The sequence below is a fragment of the Achromobacter sp. 2789STDY5608621 genome (genome assembly GCF_001299375.1).
GTDB classification, from domain to species: Bacteria; Pseudomonadota; Gammaproteobacteria; order Burkholderiales; family Burkholderiaceae_B; genus Achromobacter; species Achromobacter insuavis.
Genome location: NZ_CYTU01000011.1, coordinates 129,804 through 152,706, shown reverse-complemented (window position 1 = coordinate 152,706; position 22,903 = coordinate 129,804). Strand labels below are relative to the sequence as shown.

The following is a 22,903-nucleotide window of genomic DNA, read 5'->3' as shown; positions in this document are numbered from 1 at the left end:
CCTGGAACGTCAAACTATCTATATGGGGGCAGGCATCGTGCAGGCAAGGCCCGCCGCCGGCGCGGGGGGCCGCCAGGGCCGCCCCGCGTGGCCGTTCTAGAGTGCGGCGATGCGGGCATCATAACCCGCGCGCAATTGCTCAAAAACGGGGCCAGGCTTACCCGAACCCACCGGCCGGCCGTCCAGCGACACGATCGCCAGCACTTCCTTGGTGGCCGAGGACAGCATCAGTTCGTCGGCCCGCGCGACCTCGTCCTGGGTGATGCGGCGCGCCTCGAACGGGATGCCGGCTTCGGCCGCCAGCTCGCCCATCAGGCCATAGCGGATGCCTTCCAGGATCAGGTTGTTCTTGGGCGGGGCCAGCAGCTTGCCGCCGGAGACCACCCAGATGTTGGTGGACGAGCCCTCGGTGAGGAAGCCATCGCGGAACTGCAGCACTTCGTCGACGTGGGCGTCGACCGCCTGCTGCTTGGCCAGCACGTTGCCCAGCAGCGACACCGACTTGATCTCGCAATGCAGCCAGCGCTCATCGGGAATGGTGATGGCCGACAGCCCCTGCGCGCGGGACGCGGCCGACGGCGGCGCCCAGGCCGAGATCATGCCGAACACCGTCGGCTTGACCGGCTCGGCCGGGAACTGGTGGTCGCGCTTGGCCACGCCGCGCGTGACCTGCAGGTAGACGATGCAGGTGTCCAGGTTCGAGCGCGCCAGCAGCTGCTCGATCAGGTCGATCCAGCCCGCGCGGTCGAACGGCTGGGCGATGCGCAGGGCCGCGAGGCTGCGGTCCAGGCGGTCCAGGTGTTCGGCCATGCGGAAGGCATTGCCGCGGTAGACGGGCACCACTTCGTAGATGCCGTCGCCGAAAATGAAGCCGCGATCGAGCACCGAGATCTTGGCCTCGTCGATACGCACAAACTCGCCATTGAGAAACACCTGGCTTTCGCCCGGCACGCCCGGAATCATGAGCCGCTCCTGAGAATCAAATGGATAGGGACGGGCCACCCGGCCCGCCCCTTCTTGGTAAAGCTTACACCCGCGACCGCGCCGGTGGCGCGTCCGCTTACTGGAACCAGCGCTTGACGGTGTCGACCATGCGGCCGAAGAAGCCCGCGCGTTCGACGGCGTCCTGCACCACCAGCGGCTCGGTGCGCAGCACCTTGCCGTCCAGCGTGAACTGCAGCGTGCCGACCTGCTGGCCCTTGGTCAGCGGCGCGATCAGGGGATCGGTGCGCTGCGCCACGGGCTTGAGGTCGCCGGCCTTGCCGCGCGGCACCGCGATCGAGACCGGGTTGGGCGGGCCGAGCTTGACGTTCTCGGCGGTGCCTTCCCAGACGCGGGCGTCGATGCCGGGCTGGCTCTTGTCGAACAGCTTGACCGTGTCGAAGTTCTGGAAGCTCCAGTTCAGCAGCTTCAGGCTTTCCTCGGCGCGCGTGGCTTCGCTGTCGGTGCCCACCACCACCACCAGGATGCGGCGGTCGCCGCGCACCGCGGTCGACACCAGGCAGTAGCCGGCCGAATCGGTGTGGCCGGTCTTCATGCCGTCGACCGACGGATCGGCCCACAGCAGGCGGTTGCGGTTGGGCTGGGTGATCTTGTTGTAGGTGTAGCTCTTCTGCTTGTAGTAGTGGAAGAACTGCGGGTGATCGGTGATCAGGTGAGCCGACAGCGTGGCCAGGTCGCGCGTGGACGTCATGTGCTGCGGATCGGGCAGCCCGGTGGCGTTCATGAAATGGGTGTTGCGCATGCCCAGGCGCTCGGCTTCCTGGTTCATGAGCGAGGCGAATGCGGTTTCGCTGCCGCCGACCGCTTCGGCCAGCGCGACCGAGGCGTCGTTGCCCGACTGCACGATCATGCCCTGGTTCAGCTCATCGACAGTGACCGGCTTGCGCGGTTCGATGAACATGCGCGAACCGCCAGTGCGCCAGGCGTGCTCGGACACCGGCACGGTCTGCTCCAGCGTCAGGCGCTTCTCTTCGAGCGCGTTGAACACGACGTAGGCCGTCATGATCTTGGTGAGCGAGGCCGGCTCGACCTTCATGTCGGGATTCGACGCCGCCAGGGTCTGGCCGCTGTTCACGTCGATCACGATCCAGGCCTTGGCCGCGATGGTGGGCGCCGGCACCGCCGACACATCGCCCACCGGCACCACGCCCGTTGCCGTCGGCGCGGGGGCCGTGGCGCCCGCGGCCGCCGGCGTCGCGGCGGGCGCCTGCTGGGACCAGGCCGGCAGCGACGTCGCGAGCATCGCCGACAACACCGCGCCAGCCAAGGCGCGACGGGCAAAAACAACGGGGAAGTGAGCGGAGTGAGGCAAATTCTTCATCGGCAACGTGGGTCCAGGAAAGACGCCCGCTGGCGCGGGGCAAGTGGCTGACAATTATAGGCAGTCGATGAGACCCGTCCGGCCCGGGATGGGTTCCTTGGGCATTTAAAACATGCAACTTGATGCAACGCGCCGCATTGCGCGGCGCGCCGCTCAATCAAGCTTGACCTTCAGGTGCGCCTGCACCAGCTGGCGCAACACCAACAGCTTGCCGTGGAAAAAGTGCGACGCGCCGGGGATCACCACCACCGGGATTGAACGCGGGCGAGCCCAGTCCATGGCTTCCGACAAGGGCACGACCTCGTCTTCCTCGCCATGCACCATCAGCGTGTCGCCGGGCACCTGGACCTCGTGCGACTGGAAACGGTTGACGGCGGGGCCCATCAGCATCAGCGCGCTCGGCAGCACCGCATCGCCCTGGTCGGCCAGTGCGGCATAGGTTTGCGCGGCCACGGCCGTGCCGAACGAAAAACCGGCCAGCACCCAGGGCGCCTGCGCCAGTTCCGGGTGCAGCTCGCGCATCTGCGCCACCACGGCCAGCATGTCCTGGGTTTCGCCGACCGACTTGTCGAACGCGCCTTCCGACAGGCCGACGCCGCGGAAATTGGGCCGCACCGCCACCAGGCCGTGCTGGACACAGGCGCGCGACAGCGTGGTCACCACCTTGTTCTCGCGCGCGCCGCCCTGCAGCGGATGCGGATGCAGCACCAGGGCCCAGCCCCGCGGCGTGCCGTCAGGCCAGTCCAGCGCGCAGTCGATGCGGCCGGCGGCGCCGGTAAAGGCGTGGGTTTGGGTGCTTGCGGGCATAGGAAAACTCGTGCTGCGTGGAAAAGGAAGATGTTAACCGGCGGGTCGGGCCGCGGCCTTCGGTTGCGTGGCCAGCCATTGCGCCAGCTGGTCGGCGGCGTCGTCGGTGGCTTGGCGCAGGGCGGCCACGCCGCCCGCGGCGTCCTGCGTGGGCGCGGGCGCCCGCGTCGCGATGCGCAGCTGGCCGACCACGGCGCGGCCGTTCAGCAGCACCGCCTGCAGCAGCACACGGCCCTCGCTGGCCGACCCGTCGGGCGTGAACACCTGCTCGAACTGCGACAGGTAGACCTGCACCTGCGGCGTCTGGCCGTTGGCGCGGTCGGCCAGCACCGGCCCCTGGCGCGACAGACGCTCGAGCAGGCGCTGGCGCACCAGGTCGGACGGCGACGAGGCCCAGCGGTAGGTGGCATAGGATTGTGGCGCGGCGCTGTCGCCGACGCGCCAGATCACGCCGGTGCCGGACAGCGCCGGCACCGCCGAGAACGTCAGCGCGATGGGCTCGCGCGCCGGCAGCTGCGGCGCCGGCCGGGCGTCCAGGCCCAGATCGAATACGGCCGGCGGCGCGCCGACGCGGCCCACGCCGCAACCGGCCAGCGCCAGGGTCAGGATCAGGATCGCGCTACGCATCTTCATTTCGGCTGTCTCCCAAAACCGGCGAAGCCGGCCTCGCCCGGCCCGGGCGCCGCCGGCGCCGGCCCGAACAATAACGATTGCGGCGTGTTGTCCACGCGGCGCAGGGTGTAGGTGGCGCCGCGCGCGGCCTCGGTGACGCTGGCCGCCATGCCGGTGATGGCCGGCAGCGTCTCGTTGTCCAGGCGCGAGGCGGCATAGGCGATGTCGCTGAGGCTGCGCGTGGCCATGGCCAGCGCGCCGTCGGGCGCGTTCAGGCGCGCCAGCGACTGCCGCGCCTGTTGCGCCAGATCCGCCACTTCGCGCGCGGCGCGGTCCGCCTGGCGCGAGGTGCTGCCCAGCGACTCGACCAGCGGCCCCAGCTTGGCCAGGGTCGGCGCCAGGTCGCGGCTGGCCTCTTTCAACGACTGGGTGATGTCAGTGGCGTTCTGCAGGCTGGCGGTCAGCGCCTGCACGTTCTGTTCGCTCAGCAGGCGGCGCAGCTGCTCGGTGGCGTCTTCGACGTTGGAAATCAGCCGTCCGCCGCGCTGCTCGATGCGGTCCAGGAAGCCCGGACGCAGCGGAATCGCCGCGGGATTGGCCTCGGTCGACGCCAGCCGCTTGAACGAACTGCCGTCGTCGCGCAGTTCGACGTTGGCCATGCCGGTCACGCCCTGCACGCCCAGTTCGGCCCAGGTCGACTCGGTGATCGGCGTGTTCGGCGCCACGCCGATGCGGATGCGCACCTGGCCCGGCTTGTCGGGGTTGAGCGCGAGCGCCTGCACCTTGCCCACCGGCACCCCTTGATAGCGCACGGTCGACTGCGGATTGAGCCCGCTGACGGCGGTCGCCGAGATGATTTCATAGGTTTGCAGTTTGGTCCGGTCGCGGCCGATCCAGACGGCCACCAGCGCAGCGGCGGCCAGCAGGACCAGCGTGAAGATGCCGGCCATGAGCGCGTGACTACGGTTTTCCATGATGCGTTCCCTTCGGCGCCATGTCCCCGAGCGCGCGCAAGCCGCGCTCGCCCAGGAAGAATGTATGTATGAACGGGTGGTCGACCTTCAGCACTTCCGGCACCGTGTCGCAAACGATCACCCGCTTGTCCGCCAGCACGGCGACACGGGTGGCCAGCGCGAGCAGCGTGTCCAGATCGTGCGTCACCATGACGACGGTAAAGCCCAACTGCCGGTGCAGGCTGCGCACCAGGTCCACGAATTCGTCCGAACGCAGCGGATCCAGGCCCGCCGTGGGTTCGTCCAGGAACACCAGTTCCGGGTCCAGCGACAGCGCGCGCGCCAGCGCCACGCGCTTGATCATGCCGCCGGACAGGTCGGACGGCCGCTTGTCGGCATCCTGCGCCGACAGGCCGACCATCGCCAGGCGGCACATCACCACATCGTGCACCAGGTCCTCCGGCACCGTGCGCAGCTCGCGCAGCGGCAGCGCGACGTTGTCGTACACCGACAGCGCCGAGAACAGCGCGCCCGCCTGGAACAGCATGCCCCAGCGATACGACAGGCGCCGGCGTTCGCTCGGCGTCAGTTCCGACAACGTGCTGCCCAGCACCCGGATGGTGCCGGCCGCCGGCCGGTCCAGCCCGATGATCTGCCGCAGCAGCACCGTCTTGCCCGTGCCCGATCCGCCCACCAGCACCAGGATCTCGCCCGGAAAGACGGTCAAGTCCAGATTGTCGTGCACCACGTGGTCGCCGAAGGCGGTCCGCAGGCCGCGCACGGTGATGACCGGGGCGACCGTGACGTGCTCTTCGGTGAACAGGCGTTGTTGCTCGGCGCCGGCCATCAGATGCCCACCGAACTGAAAATGACCGCGTACAGCGCGTCCAGCAGGATCACCCCGGTGATCGAGGTGACCACGGAGGTCGTGGTGCCGCGCCCCAGGCTTTCCGTATTGGGCTGGATGCGCAGGCCGAAATGGCAGGCGATCAGCGCGATCAGGATGCCGAAGGTCACGCCCTTCAGGATGCCGATCCAGTAATTGGTCAGGGAAATGGCGTCGGGCAGCGACTGCAGGAACCATTGCGCCGACACCCCCAGCTGCACCTGCGCGGCCAGCATCCCGCCCAGGATCGCCATGGCGTCGGTCCACAGCACCAGCAGCGGCATGGTCACGGCCAGCGCCACCACCCGCGGCAGGATCAGCCGCTGGCCATGCGAAATGCCCATCACCAGCATCGCGTCCAGTTCCTGCGTGACCCGCATGACGCCGATCTGCGCGGTGATGGCCGACCCCGAGCGGCCCGCCACCAGGATGGCCGCCAGCACCGGTCCCAGCTCGCGCACGATCGACACGCCGAGCAGCCGCACGATGAAGCGGTCGGCGCCGATCATCTGCAACTGCTGGGCGGACAGGTACGACAGCACCACGCCGATCAGGAAGCCCACCAGCGCGGTGATGCCCAGCGCCTGCGCCCCCGTGCGGTAGACCTGGGCCGAGATCTCGCGCCACGGGCCGCGCGACGGGCGCCGCAGCATGCCGAACAGGTCCAGGATCAGTTGCCCCAGCATGATCAGCAGCGCGCGGCCGTTCTCGGCCGCCAGCAGCACGGCATCGCCCACGGCGCGCAGCCAGCCCCACGAGGGCTCGGGACGCGGCGGCGCCTGCTTGCCGCCCTTGTTCGTCGCCAGGGCGGTGAACACGTCCTGCTGGCCGGCCGACCAGCGCACCCGCTCGGGCAGCTTTTCGCCCCAGGCCTGCCAGATCAACAGCGCGCCGATGGTGTCGAGCCGGCTGATGCCCTGCAGGTCCCAGCGCACGCCGGCGTCGGCGGCCTTGGCCATGGCGGCGCGGCGGCGCTCGACCTCGCCGGGCTCGGCCAGCGCCAGCACGCTCCAGTCGCCCCCGACGTGGCACACACCCGCTTCCTGGCGGAAGGGCGCGGCGGCGGCGGACGCGGACGGGGCGGAATGCGGCATGAACGCTGGATCGCAATGCAAAATGTATCGCTCATCATATACGCTGCGGACGGCAGGGCGCGAACGCGGCCCGCGCGTGCCCTACAATCGGCGCCATGTCCGCTCAAGTCCGCCCCACCGACCTGCCCGCGCCCGAAGATCTCGCGCGGATGCTGGGTTCACGCCTGCCCGCTTTCCAAGATGTCGCCTGGACGTCCAGCACCGGCTCCACCAACGCCGACCTGCTGGCCCGCGCCCGCGCCGGCGGCGGCGCCGGCAAGCCCTGGCTGCTGGGCACCCATCTGCAGGAAACGGGCCGCGGCCGCGCCGGCCGCCCCTGGCAGAACCGGGTGGGCGCGGCGCTGATGTTCTCGTGCGCCTTCGACGTGCACCTGCCGGCCGCCCAGTTGCCGGCGCTGTCGCCGCTGGCCGGCCTGGCCGCCTGCGAGGCGCTGCGCGCCGTGGCCGGCCCGGGCGCCGGGGGCCTCTGCATGAAATGGCCCAACGACGTGCAATGGCACGACGCCAAGCTGGCCGGCGTGCTGGTCGAAACCACCCGCAACCCGGGCGGCCGCGAGACCGGCTACACCGTCGTCATCGGCATGGGCGTCAATCTGGTCGATGCCGGCGCGCTGTCGCAGGCGCTGGGCCGCCAGGTCGCCGACTGGACCTGTGTCACCGAACACGCGCCGGGCCATGCCGCCACCGCCGCGGACCTGGTCTGCGCCGCGGCGACCGCCTGGCACGAGGCCGTGCGGTCGCTGGAGCGCGAAGGTTTCGCCGCCTTTTCCGGGCGCTTCGACCAGGTCGACGCGCTGGCCGGCCGCCCGGTCAACGTGCTGGACAAAGGCGACGTGGTCCTCAGCGGCACCGCCTGCGGCGTCGACGGCCAGGGCCGCCTGCTGGTGCAAACGCCCCAGGGCGCCATGCCGATCTCGGTCGGTGAAATCTCGATTCGACGCCAAGCATGATCATCCTCATCGACTCCGGCAACAGCCGCCTCAAAGTGGGCTGGCTGGACCCCAGCAGCCCGGACATGCCGCGCGAGCCGGCCGCCGTCGCCTTCGACGGCCTGGACCTGGACGCCCTGGACCGCTGGCTCGCCGCCCTGCCGCAACGGCCATCGCGCGCGCTGGGCGTGAACGTGGCCGGCGCCGAGCGCGGCGCCGCGATCTCGGCCATCCTGCAGCGCCATGGCTGCGCGGTGACCTGGGCCACCTCGCAGGCCACCTCCCTGGGGCTGGTCAACCACTACAAGACGCCGTCGCAGCTGGGCGCGGACCGCTGGGCCTCGCTGCTGGGCGTGCTGTCGCGCCTGCCCGGCGCCCATCCGCCCTTCCTGCTGGCCAGCTTCGGCACCGCCACCACCATCGACACCGTGGGACCGGACAACGTCTTCGCCGGCGGCCTGATCCTGCCGGGCCCGGCGATGATGCGCAACGCGCTGGCCCACGGCACGGCCAACCTGCCGATCGCGGACGGCCAGGTGGTGCCCTACCCCACCGACACGCACGAGGCCATCGCCTCCGGCATCGCCGCCGCGCAGGCCGGCGCGGTGGTGCGCCAGTGGCTCGCCGGCCGCCAGCGCTACGGGCAGACGCCGCAGATCTTCGCCGCCGGCGGCGGCTGGCCCGAGGTGCACTCGGAAATCGAACGCCTGCTGGCCGATGCCGGCGGCGCATTCGGCGCCGCGCCGGTGCCGATCTACCTGAACCACCCGGTTCTGGACGGGCTGGCCGCCGTTGCGCGCGCCAACCTGGCAGCGAACGCCTGACGGGGCCGCGGCATGCGAGTGCTCTTCATCCTGATCCTGCTGGCCAACCTGGGCGTCTACGCGCTCGGCCAGGGCTGGCTGGGCGTGCGCCCGGAAGACGAGGGGCGCGATCCGCGCCGTTTCAGCCAGGAACTGAACCCCGGCGCGGTCACGCTGGTGCCGCGCAAGCCTGCCTGACGGCCTGACAGGCCGCCAGCCTCAGCGCAGCCAGGGCGCCAGCGCTTCCATCGTCCGCGCCGTGGCGCCGGCATGGCTGGCGAACCAGGCGCGCGCCGCGTCGCCGGCCGCCTGCCTGGCGGCGGGATCCGCCACCAGCGCCAGCGCGGCCGTCACGGCCTGCTCCGGATCCGGCTGGCGCTGCGCCGCGCCGGCCTCGATGGCATCGCTGGCGGCCTGCTGGAAGTTGAACGTGTGCGGCCCGACGATGACCGGCACCCCGGCGGCGCAGGCCTCGATCAGGTTCTGGCCGCCCAGCGGCGCGAAACTCCCCGCCACCACCGCCACGTCCGCGGCGGCGTAATAGAACGCCATTTCACCCAGGGTATCGCCCAACAGCACTGCCGTCTCCGGGCCGGGTTCCTGTCCCGATGACCGTCGCACGTGGGCCAGGCCGGCCTGCGCCAGCAGCGCGGCGGCCTCGTCGAAACGCTGTGGATGGCGCGGAATCAGCAGGAACAGCGGCCCGCCGGGCGTGGCGTGGCGCTTGAGGGCGTCGATGAACGGCGCATCCTCGCCCTCGCGCGTGCTCGCCACGGCGATCACCGGACGACCCAGTCGGGCGCGCCAGGCCTGTCCCGCCTCGACCTGGGCCGCGGGCAGTGACAGATCGAACTTCAGATTGCCGGACACGGAGGGACGCGGCGCACCGGCCCGGGCCAGCCGGCCGGCATCCGGCGCCGTCTGCGCCAGCACCAGGTCCAGCCCCGCCAGCGCCTCGCGCATCACCCCGCCCATGCGGCCAGCCTGCCGCAGCGACGATTCCGAGAACCGCGCGCTCACCAGCGCCATCGGCAGCTTCGCGCGCCGCGCCGCGGCCAGCAGGTTGGGCCAGATCTCACGCTCGATCAGGATGCCGCAACGGGGCGCGGCGGCGGCCAGGAAACGCCGCGTGGCGCCGGGAAAATCGTAGGGCAGCCAGGCCTGGCGCAATTGGCCGCGGGCGATGGCGTCCGCGAACAGGCGCGCGCCCTCGGCCCGGCCGGTGGCGGTGATGTGAGTCAGCAGCACCGGCAGGCCGCGATCCAGCAGGGCCTGCAGCAGTGGCTGCGCGGCGCGGGTCTCGCCCAGGCTGACGGCGTGGACCCAGACCGGGGCTTGCGCGGTTTCGGCGGCCGCTGTCGCGCCACCGGCCTCGGCCCGACCTGACGCGGCCCGGCCTGACGCGGCCCGACCAAACCGCTCCGGCGAGAAGATCTGCCATTCGCCGCCGGCCCGCTTGGCGCGGCGGGCCATCCACAGCCAGATCAGGGGGGCCAGCGCCCGCAACCCCAGGGTGTAGACGGCGCGATTCATATCACTGTGCCGCCAGCGCCTGCTCCAACGAAGCCATCACGGCCTCGCGTGAAGGCGAAGCGCCGCGATCGCCGAGGCTGGCCGTATAGTTGGAGCCGACCAACGGGGTACGAACAGGTGTGGACGCACGATAGATACCTATGGTCGGTCGGCCAAGGGCGGCCGAGAGGTGGGTCAACCCGCTGTCCAGGCCTACCATCAAGCGCGCTCCCGCCAACAGGCGAGCAACGGAGGTCAGATCCATACGTGGCATGACCTCGGTACCGTCCATGCCAGCGACCAGCAATCTGGCACGCTCGGCTTCCTGTTCGTTGCCGGCCAACAATTTCAACGTACAACCGGCATCACGCAACCGCCGGAATACCGCCCGCCAGTCTTCTTCCGGCCATAGTTTATCGTCGCGGCTGGCCGACGGCATGATCACTGCGTAGCCACGATCATTGTCCAGATGGTGTAGTCGTGGCAAATCAGTGGCATTCAGGCCTTCGCTGCCAACTACGTGGGCGAGATCGGTGGGCTGTCCCGCCTGGCGTGCAAAAGACTGCAACCCGAAATCCGGCAGGCCGCCGTGTTGATACCCGAAGGTCAATGCCGCCAGCTTGCGTTGCCGAATGACCGCAGGCTGCCAGAACTCCACCCGGTGCCGCACGTTGTAAAACAAGGAAGCCAACGGCTCCCGGGCGGATCGCCAGTCCAAGCCGTGGCGCACACCGCGCGCCTGGCGTACCAGCCAGGCCGACTTCAGCAGGGCCTGCATATCCAGAACAATGTCGTACTGCTTGGCGCGCAACCGATCCCGCAACGCCCTGCGCTCGGACCGCACCTGCCCTGACCACCAAGCCTTGCGCCAACGGCGATGAGCAACCTTGATGACCTCTTTCACCGCCGGATGCCACAGCGGAATCTCGGCAAACGCCTCTTCGACGATCCAATCTATCTCGGCGTCGGGAACATGCCTCGCAATATCGGAAATTGCTGGCAGCATATGGACGAGATCGCCCAATGACGAGGTACGAACGAGAAGAATGCGTGTTGGCATCGATAAGAGCTAAAGAGATCCGGGCTGGCCCCCCCCGGGAAACTGGCCTGGCGCCGATCAATCCGAAGACGAACCAAAAGCGTAATCTCGGAATTTACAACAAACCCGTGATGCGGCATCGGCGCAACCCTGTCGGGCGGTGTAATACCCCCCAGGCCACGGTATCAATGCACGCGAACGTCCCCTTCCGCGCCACGCTCCAGATGTATCCAATCGACAATACCGCCATTCGGCCGGTAACCCGACACCAGCGCCAGCAGGAATGCACGCACCGCAGGAATGTCGTTCACTCTCAAGGCGCACTGCAGTTCCTCGAGCTTGCCCTGCAACACGTGCCAGGGCAGACAATCTTCATGAGCCTTCATGATGCGCGAATGCTGGGTCGGCTCGGGATTATCTCCGATCAGCAATTCCTCATAGAGTTTTTCACCTGGCCGCAGCCCGGTGACTTCAAGCGCGATATCGCCATCAGGCTCCTGCGCCGTCCTGATGGTCAAGCCGGACAGTTCCACCATCCGTCGTGCCAGATCGACAATCTTCACTGGCTCGCCCATGTCCAGTACGAAAACGTCGCCGCCATTGGCCATGGCGCCGGCCTGGATCACCAGTTGCGCGGCCTCGGGAATGGTCATGAAATAGCGCGTGATTTCGGGATGCGTCAATGTAACCGGGCCGCCCGCCTTGATCTGCTGACGAAACTTGGGAACCACTGAGCCTGAAGAGCCCAGTACATTGCCAAAACGTACCATCGAGAACTTGGTCGACGTATCTTCCGCCGCCAGCGCCTGCAGCACCATTTCCGCCAGCCGTTTGGTCGCTCCCATGACGTTGGTGGGACGCACCGCCTTGTCGGTACTGATCAGAACAAAGTCAGCGACTTTCTGGGTGATTGCGGCTTTAGCGACGATCAGCGTTCCCAGTACATTGTTGCGTACCCCCTCGGCAGGATTGTGCTCCACCAGTGGCACATGCTTGTATGCTGCGGTGTGATAGACCGTATCCGGCCGCCAGGCCGCCATGATTTCGCCCAAGCGGATCTCGTCACGCACCGAAGCCAGCAACGGCACCAGCCTGAATGTCGGACCGCCGGTATCTGCCAGCAAGGCGGTCAGTTCCTGGTGCAACTCATACAACGCGTATTCGTTCTGTTCCACGAGCAATAGCGCAGACGGCGCAAGATTCACGATCTGGCGACACAATTCACTACCAATCGACCCCCCCGCGCCTGTCACCAGGACCGTCTTGCCCGCGATATTCCGGGCGAGCAGCTCAGGATGAGGCTCCACCGGCTCCCGACCTAGTAGATCGTCGATATCCAGTTCCCGTACGTCAGCAATGCTGACCCGCCCCTGGGCCAGATCGGTCACGCTCGGCAACGTACGCACCGAAACCTTGGCCGGCAGTACGCGTTGCAGAATTTCGTTGCGGCGATGCCGTCCCGCGGAAGGCAGCGCCAACAGAACATCATCGACTTCCAGTGACGCGACCAGCATGGGCAGATCGGTCGGCGAATAGACAGCCAGGCCATTCAAGATCCGGCCATGAAGACGTTCGTCATCGTCCAGGAAACCCACCACCCGCATTTCAGGACCATTGGCCATGGCGGCTGCGAGCTGGCGGCCGGCCGAACCCGCGCCGTAGATAAGCGCCTTGCGCAGAGCATTGCGTTGCAGCTGGCCACGGTACAGCCCCCCCAGCCAATATCGTGCGATAACCCGAGAACTACCCACGGTCAGCAGCAGCAGGATCGGCTGAATCAGACCGACGGTGCGGGGGATGCCATTCACGCCGACTGCGGTGAAAATGGCGGAGTACACCAACCCATAGATCACGATGGCTTTGAGCACCGCGATCATCGCCGGCAACCCCGAATACCGGAAAATGGCGCGGTAAAGGCCGGAGACGATGAAAATGGGCAAGGCGATAGCCATCGATGCAACCGCGGCCCAGAGCGGCCGCCCGGACAGCAATACCCAATCATCGAGGCGGAGATAGAACGCTAGCCACGTGGTAAGCACACAGAGGCTGGCATCAACCGACAGGGCGAGCAATCGCTTGGCCGTACGCGGCATACCAAGCATGGGTTTGGCCAAGCTAGTCAACATCTCTTGTCCCTATCCTGCTTAGTGTGAGACGCCATCTTGCCGAAGCACCCTGGCGGCCGTCATCCAGATGATTTTCAAATCGAACCAGGCTGACTTCCGGCGCAGATACTCCGCATCCAGTTTGACCTTCTCAGGGATAGGAAGCTCATCGCGCCCGTTAACCTGGGCCCAACCGGTCAAGCCTGGCAACAATTCGTGCACGCCGTACTCGGTGCGCAATTGGATCAGATCCTCCTGGTTGAACAATGCGGGACGTGGCCCGACAAAACTCATTTCTCCGGCCAGGATGCTCCACAATTGAGGCAACTCGTCCAGACTGCTGCGCCGCAAGAATGAGCCGATCGGTGTCAATAGTGTCTTCGGGTCCGGCAACAAATGCGTCGCCACAGTCGGTGCGCCCACCCGCATGGTACGGAATTTCGGCATGCGAAAGATCCGATTACCGCGACCGACCCTGTCAGACCAATACAGAGCGGGCCCCGGCGATGTCAATCGAACGGCGAGAAAAACCACCAGAGCCGGCAGCACGAGCAACAGCGACAGCAACACGGCAAAGCAGAAGTCGAATAGGCGTTTCACGGGGAATTGGCGAAGTTATTATTTACTAACGGCATCAAGCAGTTCGAATGGCAGGATGGCGGGCTGATAGCCCAGGATCTTTCGAGCCTGCGAATCGTCTACCTGCAACCATCCTGACAACTGTTCATACGAGCCTCCCTGGCCTGCCGCCCTGGCCACGGCGCGCAATAGCGACTGTGGTGCTGGAAACAGGCGCGCCGGACGGTGCAGCGCTTGCGCCACGCGTCTCAACAGATCCGGCGTGGAGTAGTCCTGCGCATCCCGTACATGAAACACATGACCCGCAGCTTGCGGCTTAGTGATGCATGCGCACAATACGGCAGATAGGTTATCCACATGAATCAGGCTGCGCTGATTCGAAATGTTGCTTAGTGGCAACGGAATGCCGGCATTCACCCAACGAGCCAGGCGAGCCATGTTGCCCGGCGCGCCCTGGCCGTAAACCAGCGGCGGACGCACCACTACGAGTTCGGCGCCATGACGCTGCGCGATATCTGCCAACTCGCCCTCGGCCTTGAGCTTCGACCTGCCGTACGGTGTCGTGGGCTGACAGGGGCTGCCCTCGTGTAATGGCTCACCCGGAACGCTATAGGTCGCCACCGCGCCGATGGAGCTGACGAACACGAACCGACGAACCCCTGCCTCGAACGCGGCTTGTGCCAGGCGACGTGTCCAATCGACATTCACGCTTTCGAACTGGGCTTCATGATCCGCCGGCGCTTTACCAAGAACGTGAGCCCGCCCGGCCAAGTGACAGACCACATCCACGCCAACCATTGCCCGTGCCAGCGCGGCATCGTCCGCCATGTCAGGGATGTTGCAAACCTCGACACGTGGATCAGTCACGGCCCTGCGGGTCAACAATCGCAGCGGTATCCCGCTTTCGTACAGATCGCGTACCACCCGCCGACCCACGAAGCCGGTCCCACCCGTAACCAGTATCCTGCTCGTATCCATGGCGACTCAGAATTGACGGTATTTCAGCAAACCCCTCAGCGCATATTGGCTGAAATGCCAGACCGATGCCACCACACCGAGTTTTTCAAGGTCCCGGTAGGCTCGCCAGACATGCATTGCCGAACGCCGCTTGTTGCGTGACACCGATTGGCTCATGACGCGATAGCGCATCAGATCCTCGTCCAAGCCGTGGGCGAGACGCCCAGGCTTCAGTATCTGCAGCCAGCAATCGAAGTCGTCATAGTAGGTTTTCCTCATGCGCACATCACCCAGCTCGACACGGTCAAGCAAGACCGTCGAAGTCGCAATCGCTGTGTTGCCCAGCAATGAGCGGTAAGACAGCGTGCGAGGCACATGAACCTGCTTACCGGTCTGAGCGCCGTCAGCTGAAATGCGGCGGAAGCCGGTATAGGTCAACACCGAACCATTCGCCTTGGCGTGCGCCAACGTGCGCTCCAGCTTTTCGGGTAGCCAGAGATCATCGCTGTCGAGAAAAGCAATCCAACCGCCTGTTGCCTGGGCCAGCGCCGCATTTCGCGCCATAGCTGGCCCGCCATTGGCGGGCATGGACACCAGCTTAATTCGTGAGTCTCTTTTCTCCCATTCCCGGATGACGTCCCGCGTATTATCGGGCGAACAGTCCTCCGCGATCAGCAATTCCCAATCCGTATATGTCTGGGCCAATACAGATTCGATCGTCTCTCCGATGATCAACGCCGCCTTGTAGGCTGGCGTAATGATGGAGACCCGGTTGGCATTCACGATAGGCATGGATTCAAACCGCCCCGCCCGCTTCGGCCACCAGCAGCTTGTCGAAGTATTCGATCGTCTTGACTAGGCCCGATTCCAGTTCGACCGTAGGCGTCCAGCCCAATTTTTCACGCGCTAGCGAGATATCCGGCTGGCGCTGTTGCGGATCGTCCTGCGGCAATGGTCTGAACACCAATTTGGAAGCGGAACCGGTCAATTCCAGTACCTTTTCGGCCAATTGGCGAATGGTGAATTCGCCCGGATTCCCAAGATTGACGGGGCCCGTCAACGTGTCAGGCGAGTTCATCAAACTGATGAAACCTTCCACCAGATCGTCAACATAGCAGAAGCTGCGTGTCTGCTGGCCCTCGCCATAGATTGTGATGTCCTGGCCTTTCAACGCCTGCACGATGAAGTTGCTAACCACCCGACCATCGTTCGGGTGCATCCGGGGACCATACGTGTTGAAAATCCGCGCCACCTTGATATCGAGCGCATGCTGACGGTGATAATCGAAGAATAGCGTCTCCGCGCAACGCTTTCCTTCGTCGTAGCACGAGCGAATTCCGATGGGATTGACCCTACCCCAATAGCTCTCACTCTGCGGGTGGACTTCCGGATCACCATAGACTTCGCTAGTCGATGCTTGGAAGATCTTCGCCTTGAGACGTTTGGCCAGACCCAGCATATTAATGGCACCATGCACGCTGGTCTTCAGCGTCTGGACCGGATCGAACTGGTAATGCACCGGCGAAGCGGGGCATGCCAGATTGTAGATTTCATCCACCTCCACGTAGAGAGGAATCGTCACGTCGTGGCGCAGCAATTCGAAATACGGATTGGCGAACAAATGAACGATATTCTGCTTCGAACCCGTGAAGAAATTGTCGACGCACAACACCTCGTTGCCCTGCGCCAGGAGACGCTCACATAGGTGTGACCCGAGAAACCCAGAACCACCAGTAACCAATATTTTTTTCACATCAGCTCCACATATTCAATGACCTGACAGCTCGTTGCCAGATCGTACCGGCCACGTCGTCAACCCGCCGCCGCGCCGAGACAGTGCATACCAAAGCGCTACAAAGACGCCGAAGCGCCACACACCCAGTCCGTTATAGATGTAATTGTCGATACCCGAAACCAACACCACCATCACGATATACACCACGAATCCTGATACGTGGCCGTTCTTCCTCCCGCTCAACAGGTAGATGACAAGCAACAGAATCAGGATCAGAGTTCCAATAAATCCGAAATCCAGCAACAGCGACGCGTACAGTGTCTGATACGTTCCCGCGCGAGGATTTATCTGCAAGATCGCATCCTGAATCGCCTGACGATCGCACGCCAACAGCAGACAAACCTGATCTTCAAAATACAACCCCGATCCGAAGATACCGATCGCGCCATGCTCCAGTACGACACCGAACTCAGCCATCGAGTGCGTGACGTACTGCACCAGGTAAATCAAGGGCATCAGCACTGGAAACACCTCGTTCGTCGACGACACCACGTCCGATGGAATCGGCATGTTGTCGAAAATCCAGGAATACCGGATGGTCGCCACCCAATCCCAGCCCACGGTCAGCACGTCGGCGGAACGACCACGAGTCTGGTAGTCGACCAGCACCACCATGAAGATCGCCAGAGCCACCAGGCAGCAGATCGACCTGACTCGGAAGAATCTCACCCGGAGCATCAGAAGGTGAAACAGCAATACGAAAAATGGCGCGTTGCGAGTACCTAGGATGATGAAGTCCACCGAGATGACAGCAAACATCAACACCGCATATCCGTAGTATTTTCTCCTGGGTATATCGATGAATGCGAGCAGGATGCACAGCGGATAAAAAAGGATCGAAAATGCGGAATACCATCCACCGCCGCCGACCGACGTGTCCAGCCGAGTCAGGTACAACCCTTTTTCAAGGAAAACAAAAATGTAAGGCAACCGGCTACATACAAACGTGATAACGAAAGTGCTCAGGAACAGCCACTTGAAGACCCGCTGATTAAATGCGGGCCACTCCATGCTCTGACTCATTCTCAAATAGCTGAGCAACAGCAGAATCATGCCCAGCGTCACCGTTCCTTCCAGAACCAACAGGCTGCGGATATCGAATTCGGCAACAAAGGTAATGTGCAGCAGCTGGATGATCCCCATAAGCGCGTACAGAATCGACGCGCGCATGACGAACACCCTCGGAGAGATGCTCTGCATGTTCACATTCATGCGCATGAGTCCCACACGCCAGCAGGCATCGTCGCGCTCATGTGAGTGATTCCGCTTGCAAAGCCTGCCGCTTTCTGAATCTGATTATGCAGCACAACAACACCGCGCTCCCGATCGTGAATGTCAACGCCAAGCCATAGGCAGCCCCCGCCGCTCCCCACTTGGACACGAAAATATACAGGCATACGAAGTTGAATATGACCATACCGGCATTTATATACGCAATTGCCACCGTCTTCCGCATGAAAATCAAGACCGCGGAAATCATATTGAACATACCGGTGCAAGCCGTCGCGAGCAGACAGGGAAACAGGAACACTTGTGCCGGGGCAAAATCTTTGGACGTCAAATAGGGCATCATGAATCCGAGGATCCCGGGCAGGATGAGGACCAGCACGCACATGCCAGCAAATATCCCCAACAGGCGCAGGCCAATTCGCCTAATTGCCCTGCCATCAATCGGGCCCAGGCTAGTGAAAACCCATGATTCCCAGGCCGGCAACACCGCGCTGAACACCAGACCCGCAGCTGCAGCCAGTTGCAGTGCCACGCTGTACAGGCCCAGCTCATGAGCGCCGCTGAACTCCGCGATGAACATGCGATCGGAAACCATGAATACATAGCTCATCAAGCCACTGGGTAGCAACGGCAGACTGAACCGCAGCATTTTCTTCATCAACGCCGGGTCGAACGACCAGCGCAATTGGTATTGCTTCCGCAGGTAGTAAATAGCCACGGGGAACGCAACCATCGCTGCAATCCATTCGCCCCACGCCCGGGCGCGCCAATCTGCGCCCACTGCAAAGATAAACAATATCGCCAGCCCATAAGACAGGATATTGGAAGTCAACGCCCAGATGCCGAACGGCAGAGCCCGATTGGTGATCTGCCACAAGTGGTGCAGCACCATACTGTTGAACCGAAAATACACCAGCAACACGATCAGGAACAGCCAATGCCAGGGAATGCCATAGAACCTGTCAAAGAATGGCCAAAGCAGCAGAACCACCAGCGCATACGGCACCATCATGAAGGTCGAGAACACCGTCGCACTGCTCACGTAGGGCGAGAACTTCTGCGGTGCCTCGACGTATTCACGCTTCAAGGCCATGTTCAGTTCGAGCCGAAATGCATTGCCCGCGAACATGCTGACGATGGTGAAGATCGTGAACAGCCCGTAATCTTCCGGCGTCAGGTAGCGAGTAAGGATCGGCAACGCCATGATCGGCACGACTGCCGACAGGACATTGAACACCAGATAGATCGATACGCTTCTGAAATTCACGCGTTTGCCTTCAGGACCTTATCTGGCTTGGCTAGACCGATGTAAGCGGTCAGGAAGCGTTCAAACTCGGCGCTGTAGCTGCCGTTGTCCGGCACATGGATGTACTCGTCGAGAAACTCCCGGACGTAGGTAGCCGGAATCGGCGGCGTCTGGCCACGTACGCTGGCCTCGATCATCGCCAACAGCTCAGCCGGCGAGCGCGCGAACCCCACGACCCGGGAGATGACTTCCCGGTCAGCCGGATACATGACCTCGTCGCCACGGTCCATGCATTCACCCCAAGCGGGGATTACCGAACTCGCACGCGCCATCACCGCTTCCACCAGTGACAGCGAGTTGTAGTTGATCACCAGGCGTGACTTGGGAAGTACGTCGAAGAGATTCAGCTCGTGACCGCAGCGCACCCCCCCCAGCCCCATCTCAGTCATGATCCTGCGCACCGCCACCGAATCATTGACATCTTTCGTCTTGACCAGAAAATCCAGGCCGCCCCGGCCATATAGGACGGCTGCCTCGCAAAACAGCTTCAACACTTCCTTGAAGGTCTGGTCGGCATAATAGCCTTCGGTGAAGGTCAGCAGCGTGACCAAGGGCCGCTCGGCCACCGGCAGCGACGTGTCCACATCCTGCCACGCGTCATAGCGGGGAAGGCCTGTGATGGTGATCTGGTCGGGCCGACAGACCGTGCCAACAGCCAACGTGACATCACGAGTGGACTTTCCTGCTACGGCCATGGCGGTCCCCTCGAAGCGGTACCCGGATTCGCGATACCAGCGAATCACCTCGGCGCATACCTTGGGTACGACAGGATGCTCGCGCGAAAGCACCAGAAACGGAATGGATAATTCCTTGGCGACCTGCTTGAACCCGTTGTCCTGCCAATAGTCGAAGTTGGCGGACAGGATCGCATCCACCCGCTGTTTACGACCGACAAGACGGACCAGATGACGCGCATAGGCAGTGCTCTGCCGCAATGCCCGTGGATTGTCGGCCATCTGGCGCTGGTAGAACGTCTGGATCTGCATGGCAGTTGGCGTCCATGCCATCTGGAATCGGGTGAACCCCCCCATCACCATTGGATAGTTGAAGGACGAACGTTTGCGCAATTCCACCACGTCCTTCACGAACGACTCACGAGACAGACAAAGGACAGTCCGCTCCCGCGTCATCGCCCCCCAATCAATACTCAAGTAGCTCAGGTAGGCTGCCACTCTCGGGCCGCCCAGCCGCACCATCGTCGACGAAAGCCAAGGCCAAATGCGAGCAAGGGCGCCATAACGCAAGGAGTGCAGGACTCTCTTCATCTTCGTCTTCAACGATCGCCACGCGGGAACGCGTCGCGAATAATGTCTATCGGGCGGAACATCCAACGGCGATGAACCAGGCGTGGGACTGCCGGTAGTTGCTCAACGCCGTCTCCCAATGCATTGAGTTCCTCCCACTCGCGCCGCGAAACCATCGCCAGCACCTCATCTTCGCCGCTTTCATTGTCCGCATGGGTGGCATCATCGGCGGAAAGAGCGCCACGACGGAACGTGTCGACCAACCGGCCGGCATCCGCACCCTCCCGATATTCGTAGCGGGTGGCGGTGATACTGCGTACATAATCCACGTACTGAGGTGCGCGATAGATCATCGTGTAGGCAAAGCGCAAAGTCAGGCGGGCAATATGGGCGCGCTCGCTGAAATTCGACGCCGGCAGCAGGCTCATGGCCTGCAGCGCAGCAGGCGACATTGCATCACTTTGGAAGCCCGCCTGCTGATAGATCGATGGCCCCATCGCAATGACCTGCTTGCCCAACATGCCCGCTTCCAGCGCGGCGGAGCCCCCCGCGACCACGATGGCATCGCTGCGCTCGATCAGACCCAGAGTACTGGCCGTGTCCGTGCTGGCGATACAGTGCACGCCCCTACGGTTTGCCCAATCCGTGTAGTAACGCTCCGCTTTGCTGCCATCCGCCGTGCCAATCCTTTCACCCCAGTTCGGATGGCAGCGCAACACCAGCTCAGAGGGCTGCAGATCGAACCGGTCAATCAGGGCATCATAGGCAGCCGTCTGCTCTGACCATTTCGACACCCAATCCGGGTGCCCCCAAAATTCGTTGTAGCTGCCCGGCACCAACAGAATGCGGCGGGCCGATTCGGCTTGCGGCCATTCCACGGTCCGAGCCGCAACGTTATAGGCACGCCACTCCTTGTCATTGCGGCGCAAGAATCGCGCAGCCACATGACGCACGGCGCGCAGGGCCTGATTGCGTGTGAGTGGACGATCGCGCCATTGCGCCATCATTTTTCCCAAAGTCCTCAGGCCCAAGCAGTTCTCGTTCGGCAGAAGCTGCAAGCCGTCGCCAAACCAGGTCCGCTCGAGACTGACAAAGGGAATGCCGGCGCTACGCGCCGCCTCGAGGACAGCACGAGTCGCATCCATGCGCCCGTTAAACAAGCAGACGGCCTCGAGCCGCTCCCGCTCGATCCAGCGCAGTGCAGCAGAATAGGCTTTCTGCGTGCCGTCCTCCAGACTGCGAGCGATCGCATGGAATTCCGGGCTCTGGAAATCCGCCTTCGATTCAAAACGGCCCAGCGTGCTGGCGCTGGAAAGCGCGCCATGATGAGCGTCCTCGGAAAACGGCACGCCGCTGTCCGCAAATGACCCGATAGAACAGACATGCTGGCCAGCAAACGAACGGATATTGCCGGCCCGGCATCGCAGACAATGCATCAGCGCGCTGCGCTGTGGATGCAGTGCCTTTGGATAGCAACCACTCAAATTGCCGTCGCAAGCCAGGAACGAAGCCGAATGGCCAGCATCGCGCATGATGCCGGCTAGATAGTAAAGATGCTCTACATGCGGGCGCCAGCTGTAGATGCTTGCATAACCAATACGCATAGATCCGCGGCTCAATCAGTCCCGAGGCGCCACGTCGACCGAGTTCCAGTCCACAGGCATTCCGTAATGCACGTCCCGAGTGACCCGGCTACCGATCAGGACTTCCAGATGTTTGGGCGCGAGCCCGAAACCGGGCCGCACACTGCGCACGGCATCCGCCGAGACGAGATCGCCAACCTTCAGGTCTCGCACGAAATAGAGTGAACGACGGAATTTGGCATTGCCCTGCTCACTGGATTTCCGGCCATAATCGATCTTGCCCAACGACTCCCAAGCGGTCCGCGCACCTTGGCACAACTGAGCCATTTCCGCAGGCTCCAGCGAGAAACTGTCGTCGGGTCCACCACCACTGCGATTGAGCGTGAAGTGTTTCTCGATGATCGCGGCGCCCAGCGCAACACTGGTAATCGCGGTGGTATTGTCCAGCGTGTGATCCGACAAGCCCGTCACCAACCCGAAGCGCTGCATCATGTCCGGAATGGTGCGCAGGTTGTAGTCGGCGGCGGGGGCGGGATAGCCACTGACACAGTGCAGAATCGCAAGCTCCGTGCAACCGCCCTCGCGGGCGGCATCGACGGCCTCCTGTATCTCTTCGGCGTCAGCCATGCCGGTCGAGATGATCATGGGCTTTTTCGTGCCCGCCACATACTTGATGAGCGGCAGATCGATCGCTTCGAAAGACGCGATCTTGTAGGCCGGCGCGTTCAGGTCTTCGAGCAGATCGACGGCCGTAGTGTCGAACGGCGAACTGAAAATACTGATGCCCAGTTTGCGGGCGTGCTCGAACAAGGGGGCGTGCCATTCCCAGGGCATATGCGCTTCCTGGTACAGGTCGTACAGGCTGCGCCCATCCCACAGGCCACCGTGGATCAGGAAATCGTCGGTATCGCAGTCCAGGGTGATTGTGTCTGGACGATAGGTCTGCAGCTTCACCGCATCGGCGCCGGCCTTGCACGCTTCCTCGATGATCCGCAGGGCAACATTGAGTTTGCCGTTGTGATTGGCCGACAGTTCAGCAATCACATAGGGAGGCTCTTCGACGCCGATGCGGCGTCCGGCAATTTGCAGGCTCGGTGTAGTGGACATGGCATTTACTCTCAGAACTTCACAATAATCCGCACCAGC

22 protein-coding genes are annotated in these 22,903 nt (G+C 63.7%); 3 read left to right on the top strand and 19 right to left on the bottom strand.

Annotation, left to right across the window (positions count from 1 at the left end; translation table 11 throughout):
* Window positions 1-96: 96 nt before the first annotated feature.
* From AOZ53_RS13765 to AOZ53_RS13735, 7 genes are all read right to left on the bottom strand, one after another.
* The gene (locus tag AOZ53_RS13765; protein ID WP_054474510.1) at window positions 97-963 is read right to left on the bottom strand and encodes a D-amino acid aminotransferase; all 867 of its coding nucleotides are present in this window, start codon (window positions 961-963) and stop codon (window positions 97-99) included.
* 97 nt (window positions 964-1,060) lie between these two features.
* Complete coding sequence (locus AOZ53_RS13760; protein WP_156333390.1) at window positions 1,061-2,323, bottom strand: D-alanyl-D-alanine carboxypeptidase family protein; 1,263 nt, start codon at window positions 2,321-2,323, stop codon at window positions 1,061-1,063.
* Window positions 2,324-2,476: 153 nt separating this feature from the next.
* Window positions 2,477-3,130, bottom strand: coding sequence for an alpha/beta hydrolase (locus AOZ53_RS13755; protein ID WP_054430790.1), 654 nt, complete (start codon window positions 3,128-3,130; stop codon window positions 2,477-2,479).
* 33 nt (window positions 3,131-3,163) lie between these two features.
* On the bottom strand, window positions 3,164-3,763 hold the full coding sequence (locus tag AOZ53_RS13750) for an ABC-type transport auxiliary lipoprotein family protein (protein ID WP_054474511.1): 600 nt from the start codon (window positions 3,761-3,763) through the stop codon (window positions 3,164-3,166).
* Window positions 3,760-4,716, bottom strand: coding sequence for an MlaD family protein (locus AOZ53_RS13745; protein ID WP_054488217.1), 957 nt, complete (start codon window positions 4,714-4,716; stop codon window positions 3,760-3,762). The genes AOZ53_RS13750 and AOZ53_RS13745 overlap by 4 nt, the downstream gene beginning before the upstream one ends.
* Window positions 4,703-5,542 (bottom strand): ABC transporter ATP-binding protein, encoded by an 840-nt coding sequence (locus AOZ53_RS13740; protein WP_054430793.1) that lies wholly within the window; start codon window positions 5,540-5,542, stop codon window positions 4,703-4,705. Before AOZ53_RS13740 ends, AOZ53_RS13745 begins: the two co-directional genes overlap by 14 nt.
* Window positions 5,542-6,675, bottom strand: coding sequence for an MlaE family ABC transporter permease (locus AOZ53_RS13735; protein ID WP_054488215.1), 1,134 nt, complete (start codon window positions 6,673-6,675; stop codon window positions 5,542-5,544). Before AOZ53_RS13735 ends, AOZ53_RS13740 begins: the two co-directional genes overlap by 1 nt.
* A 95-nt stretch (window positions 6,676-6,770) precedes the next feature.
* Between AOZ53_RS13735 and AOZ53_RS13730 the strand changes: the two genes are divergently transcribed.
* Genes AOZ53_RS13730 through AOZ53_RS34695 form a run of 3 tightly spaced genes read left to right on the top strand, consistent with a single transcriptional unit; the run spans window position 6,771 to window position 8,605 of the window.
* Window positions 6,771-7,625 carry a biotin--[acetyl-CoA-carboxylase] ligase gene (locus AOZ53_RS13730; RefSeq protein ID WP_054488213.1) on the top strand — a complete coding sequence of 285 codons (855 nt, stop codon included), beginning with the start codon at window positions 6,771-6,773 and terminating at the stop codon, window positions 7,623-7,625.
* Window positions 7,622-8,428 carry a type III pantothenate kinase gene (locus tag AOZ53_RS13725; RefSeq protein ID WP_054430796.1) on the top strand — a complete coding sequence of 269 codons (807 nt, stop codon included), beginning with the start codon at window positions 7,622-7,624 and terminating at the stop codon, window positions 8,426-8,428. The genes AOZ53_RS13730 and AOZ53_RS13725 overlap by 4 nt, the downstream gene beginning before the upstream one ends.
* Before the next feature lie 12 nt (window positions 8,429-8,440).
* On the top strand, window positions 8,441-8,605 hold the full coding sequence (locus AOZ53_RS34695; protein WP_006391936.1) for a hypothetical protein: 165 nt from the start codon (window positions 8,441-8,443) through the stop codon (window positions 8,603-8,605).
* A 21-nt stretch (window positions 8,606-8,626) separates the two neighbouring features.
* Here the strand turns inward: AOZ53_RS34695 and AOZ53_RS13720 are convergent, their stop codons facing one another.
* From AOZ53_RS13720 to pseI, 12 genes are all read right to left on the bottom strand, one after another.
* Complete coding sequence (locus AOZ53_RS13720; protein WP_054488210.1) at window positions 8,627-9,940, bottom strand: 3-deoxy-D-manno-octulosonic acid transferase; 1,314 nt, start codon at window positions 9,938-9,940, stop codon at window positions 8,627-8,629.
* A 1-nt stretch (window position 9,941) separates the two neighbouring features.
* Window positions 9,942-10,979, bottom strand: coding sequence for a lipopolysaccharide heptosyltransferase I (gene waaC, locus AOZ53_RS13715; protein WP_054430798.1), 1,038 nt, complete (start codon window positions 10,977-10,979; stop codon window positions 9,942-9,944).
* Between the two features lie 164 nt (window positions 10,980-11,143).
* Window positions 11,144-13,084, bottom strand: a complete 1,941-nt coding sequence (locus AOZ53_RS13710; RefSeq protein ID WP_054430799.1) for a polysaccharide biosynthesis protein — start codon at window positions 13,082-13,084, stop codon at window positions 11,144-11,146.
* 18 nt (window positions 13,085-13,102) lie between these two features.
* Window positions 13,103-13,663 (bottom strand): sugar transferase, encoded by a 561-nt coding sequence (locus AOZ53_RS13705; protein WP_054430800.1) that lies wholly within the window; start codon window positions 13,661-13,663, stop codon window positions 13,103-13,105.
* 18 nt (window positions 13,664-13,681) lie between these two features.
* Window positions 13,682-14,620, bottom strand: a complete 939-nt coding sequence (locus tag AOZ53_RS33410; protein ID WP_082380326.1) for an NAD-dependent epimerase/dehydratase family protein — start codon at window positions 14,618-14,620, stop codon at window positions 13,682-13,684.
* A 6-nt stretch (window positions 14,621-14,626) separates the two neighbouring features.
* Complete coding sequence (locus tag AOZ53_RS13700; protein WP_054430801.1) at window positions 14,627-15,391, bottom strand: glycosyltransferase family 2 protein; 765 nt, start codon at window positions 15,389-15,391, stop codon at window positions 14,627-14,629.
* A gap of 4 nt (window positions 15,392-15,395) precedes the next feature.
* A complete protein-coding gene (locus tag AOZ53_RS13695) occupies window positions 15,396-16,352 on the bottom strand; it encodes a UDP-glucuronic acid decarboxylase family protein (protein ID WP_054430802.1) in 957 nt (318 codons plus the stop codon).
* Window positions 16,353-16,367: 15 nt separating this feature from the next.
* A complete protein-coding gene (locus AOZ53_RS13690) occupies window positions 16,368-17,594 on the bottom strand; it encodes a hypothetical protein (RefSeq protein ID WP_054430803.1) in 1,227 nt (408 codons plus the stop codon).
* Between the two features lie 49 nt (window positions 17,595-17,643).
* On the bottom strand, window positions 17,644-18,891 hold the full coding sequence (locus AOZ53_RS13685) for a lipopolysaccharide biosynthesis protein (protein ID WP_054430804.1): 1,248 nt from the start codon (window positions 18,889-18,891) through the stop codon (window positions 17,644-17,646).
* A complete protein-coding gene (locus AOZ53_RS13680; protein ID WP_156333389.1) occupies window positions 18,888-20,195 on the bottom strand; it encodes a hypothetical protein in 1,308 nt (435 codons plus the stop codon). The genes AOZ53_RS13685 and AOZ53_RS13680 overlap by 4 nt, the downstream gene beginning before the upstream one ends.
* Before the next feature lie 8 nt (window positions 20,196-20,203).
* Window positions 20,204-21,778 (bottom strand): hypothetical protein, encoded by a 1,575-nt coding sequence (locus AOZ53_RS13675; RefSeq protein ID WP_054430807.1) that lies wholly within the window; start codon window positions 21,776-21,778, stop codon window positions 20,204-20,206.
* Between the two features lie 15 nt (window positions 21,779-21,793).
* Complete coding sequence (pseI, locus tag AOZ53_RS13670; RefSeq protein WP_054430809.1) at window positions 21,794-22,864, bottom strand: pseudaminic acid synthase; 1,071 nt, start codon at window positions 22,862-22,864, stop codon at window positions 21,794-21,796.
* Window positions 22,865-22,903: the final 39 nt, after the last annotated feature.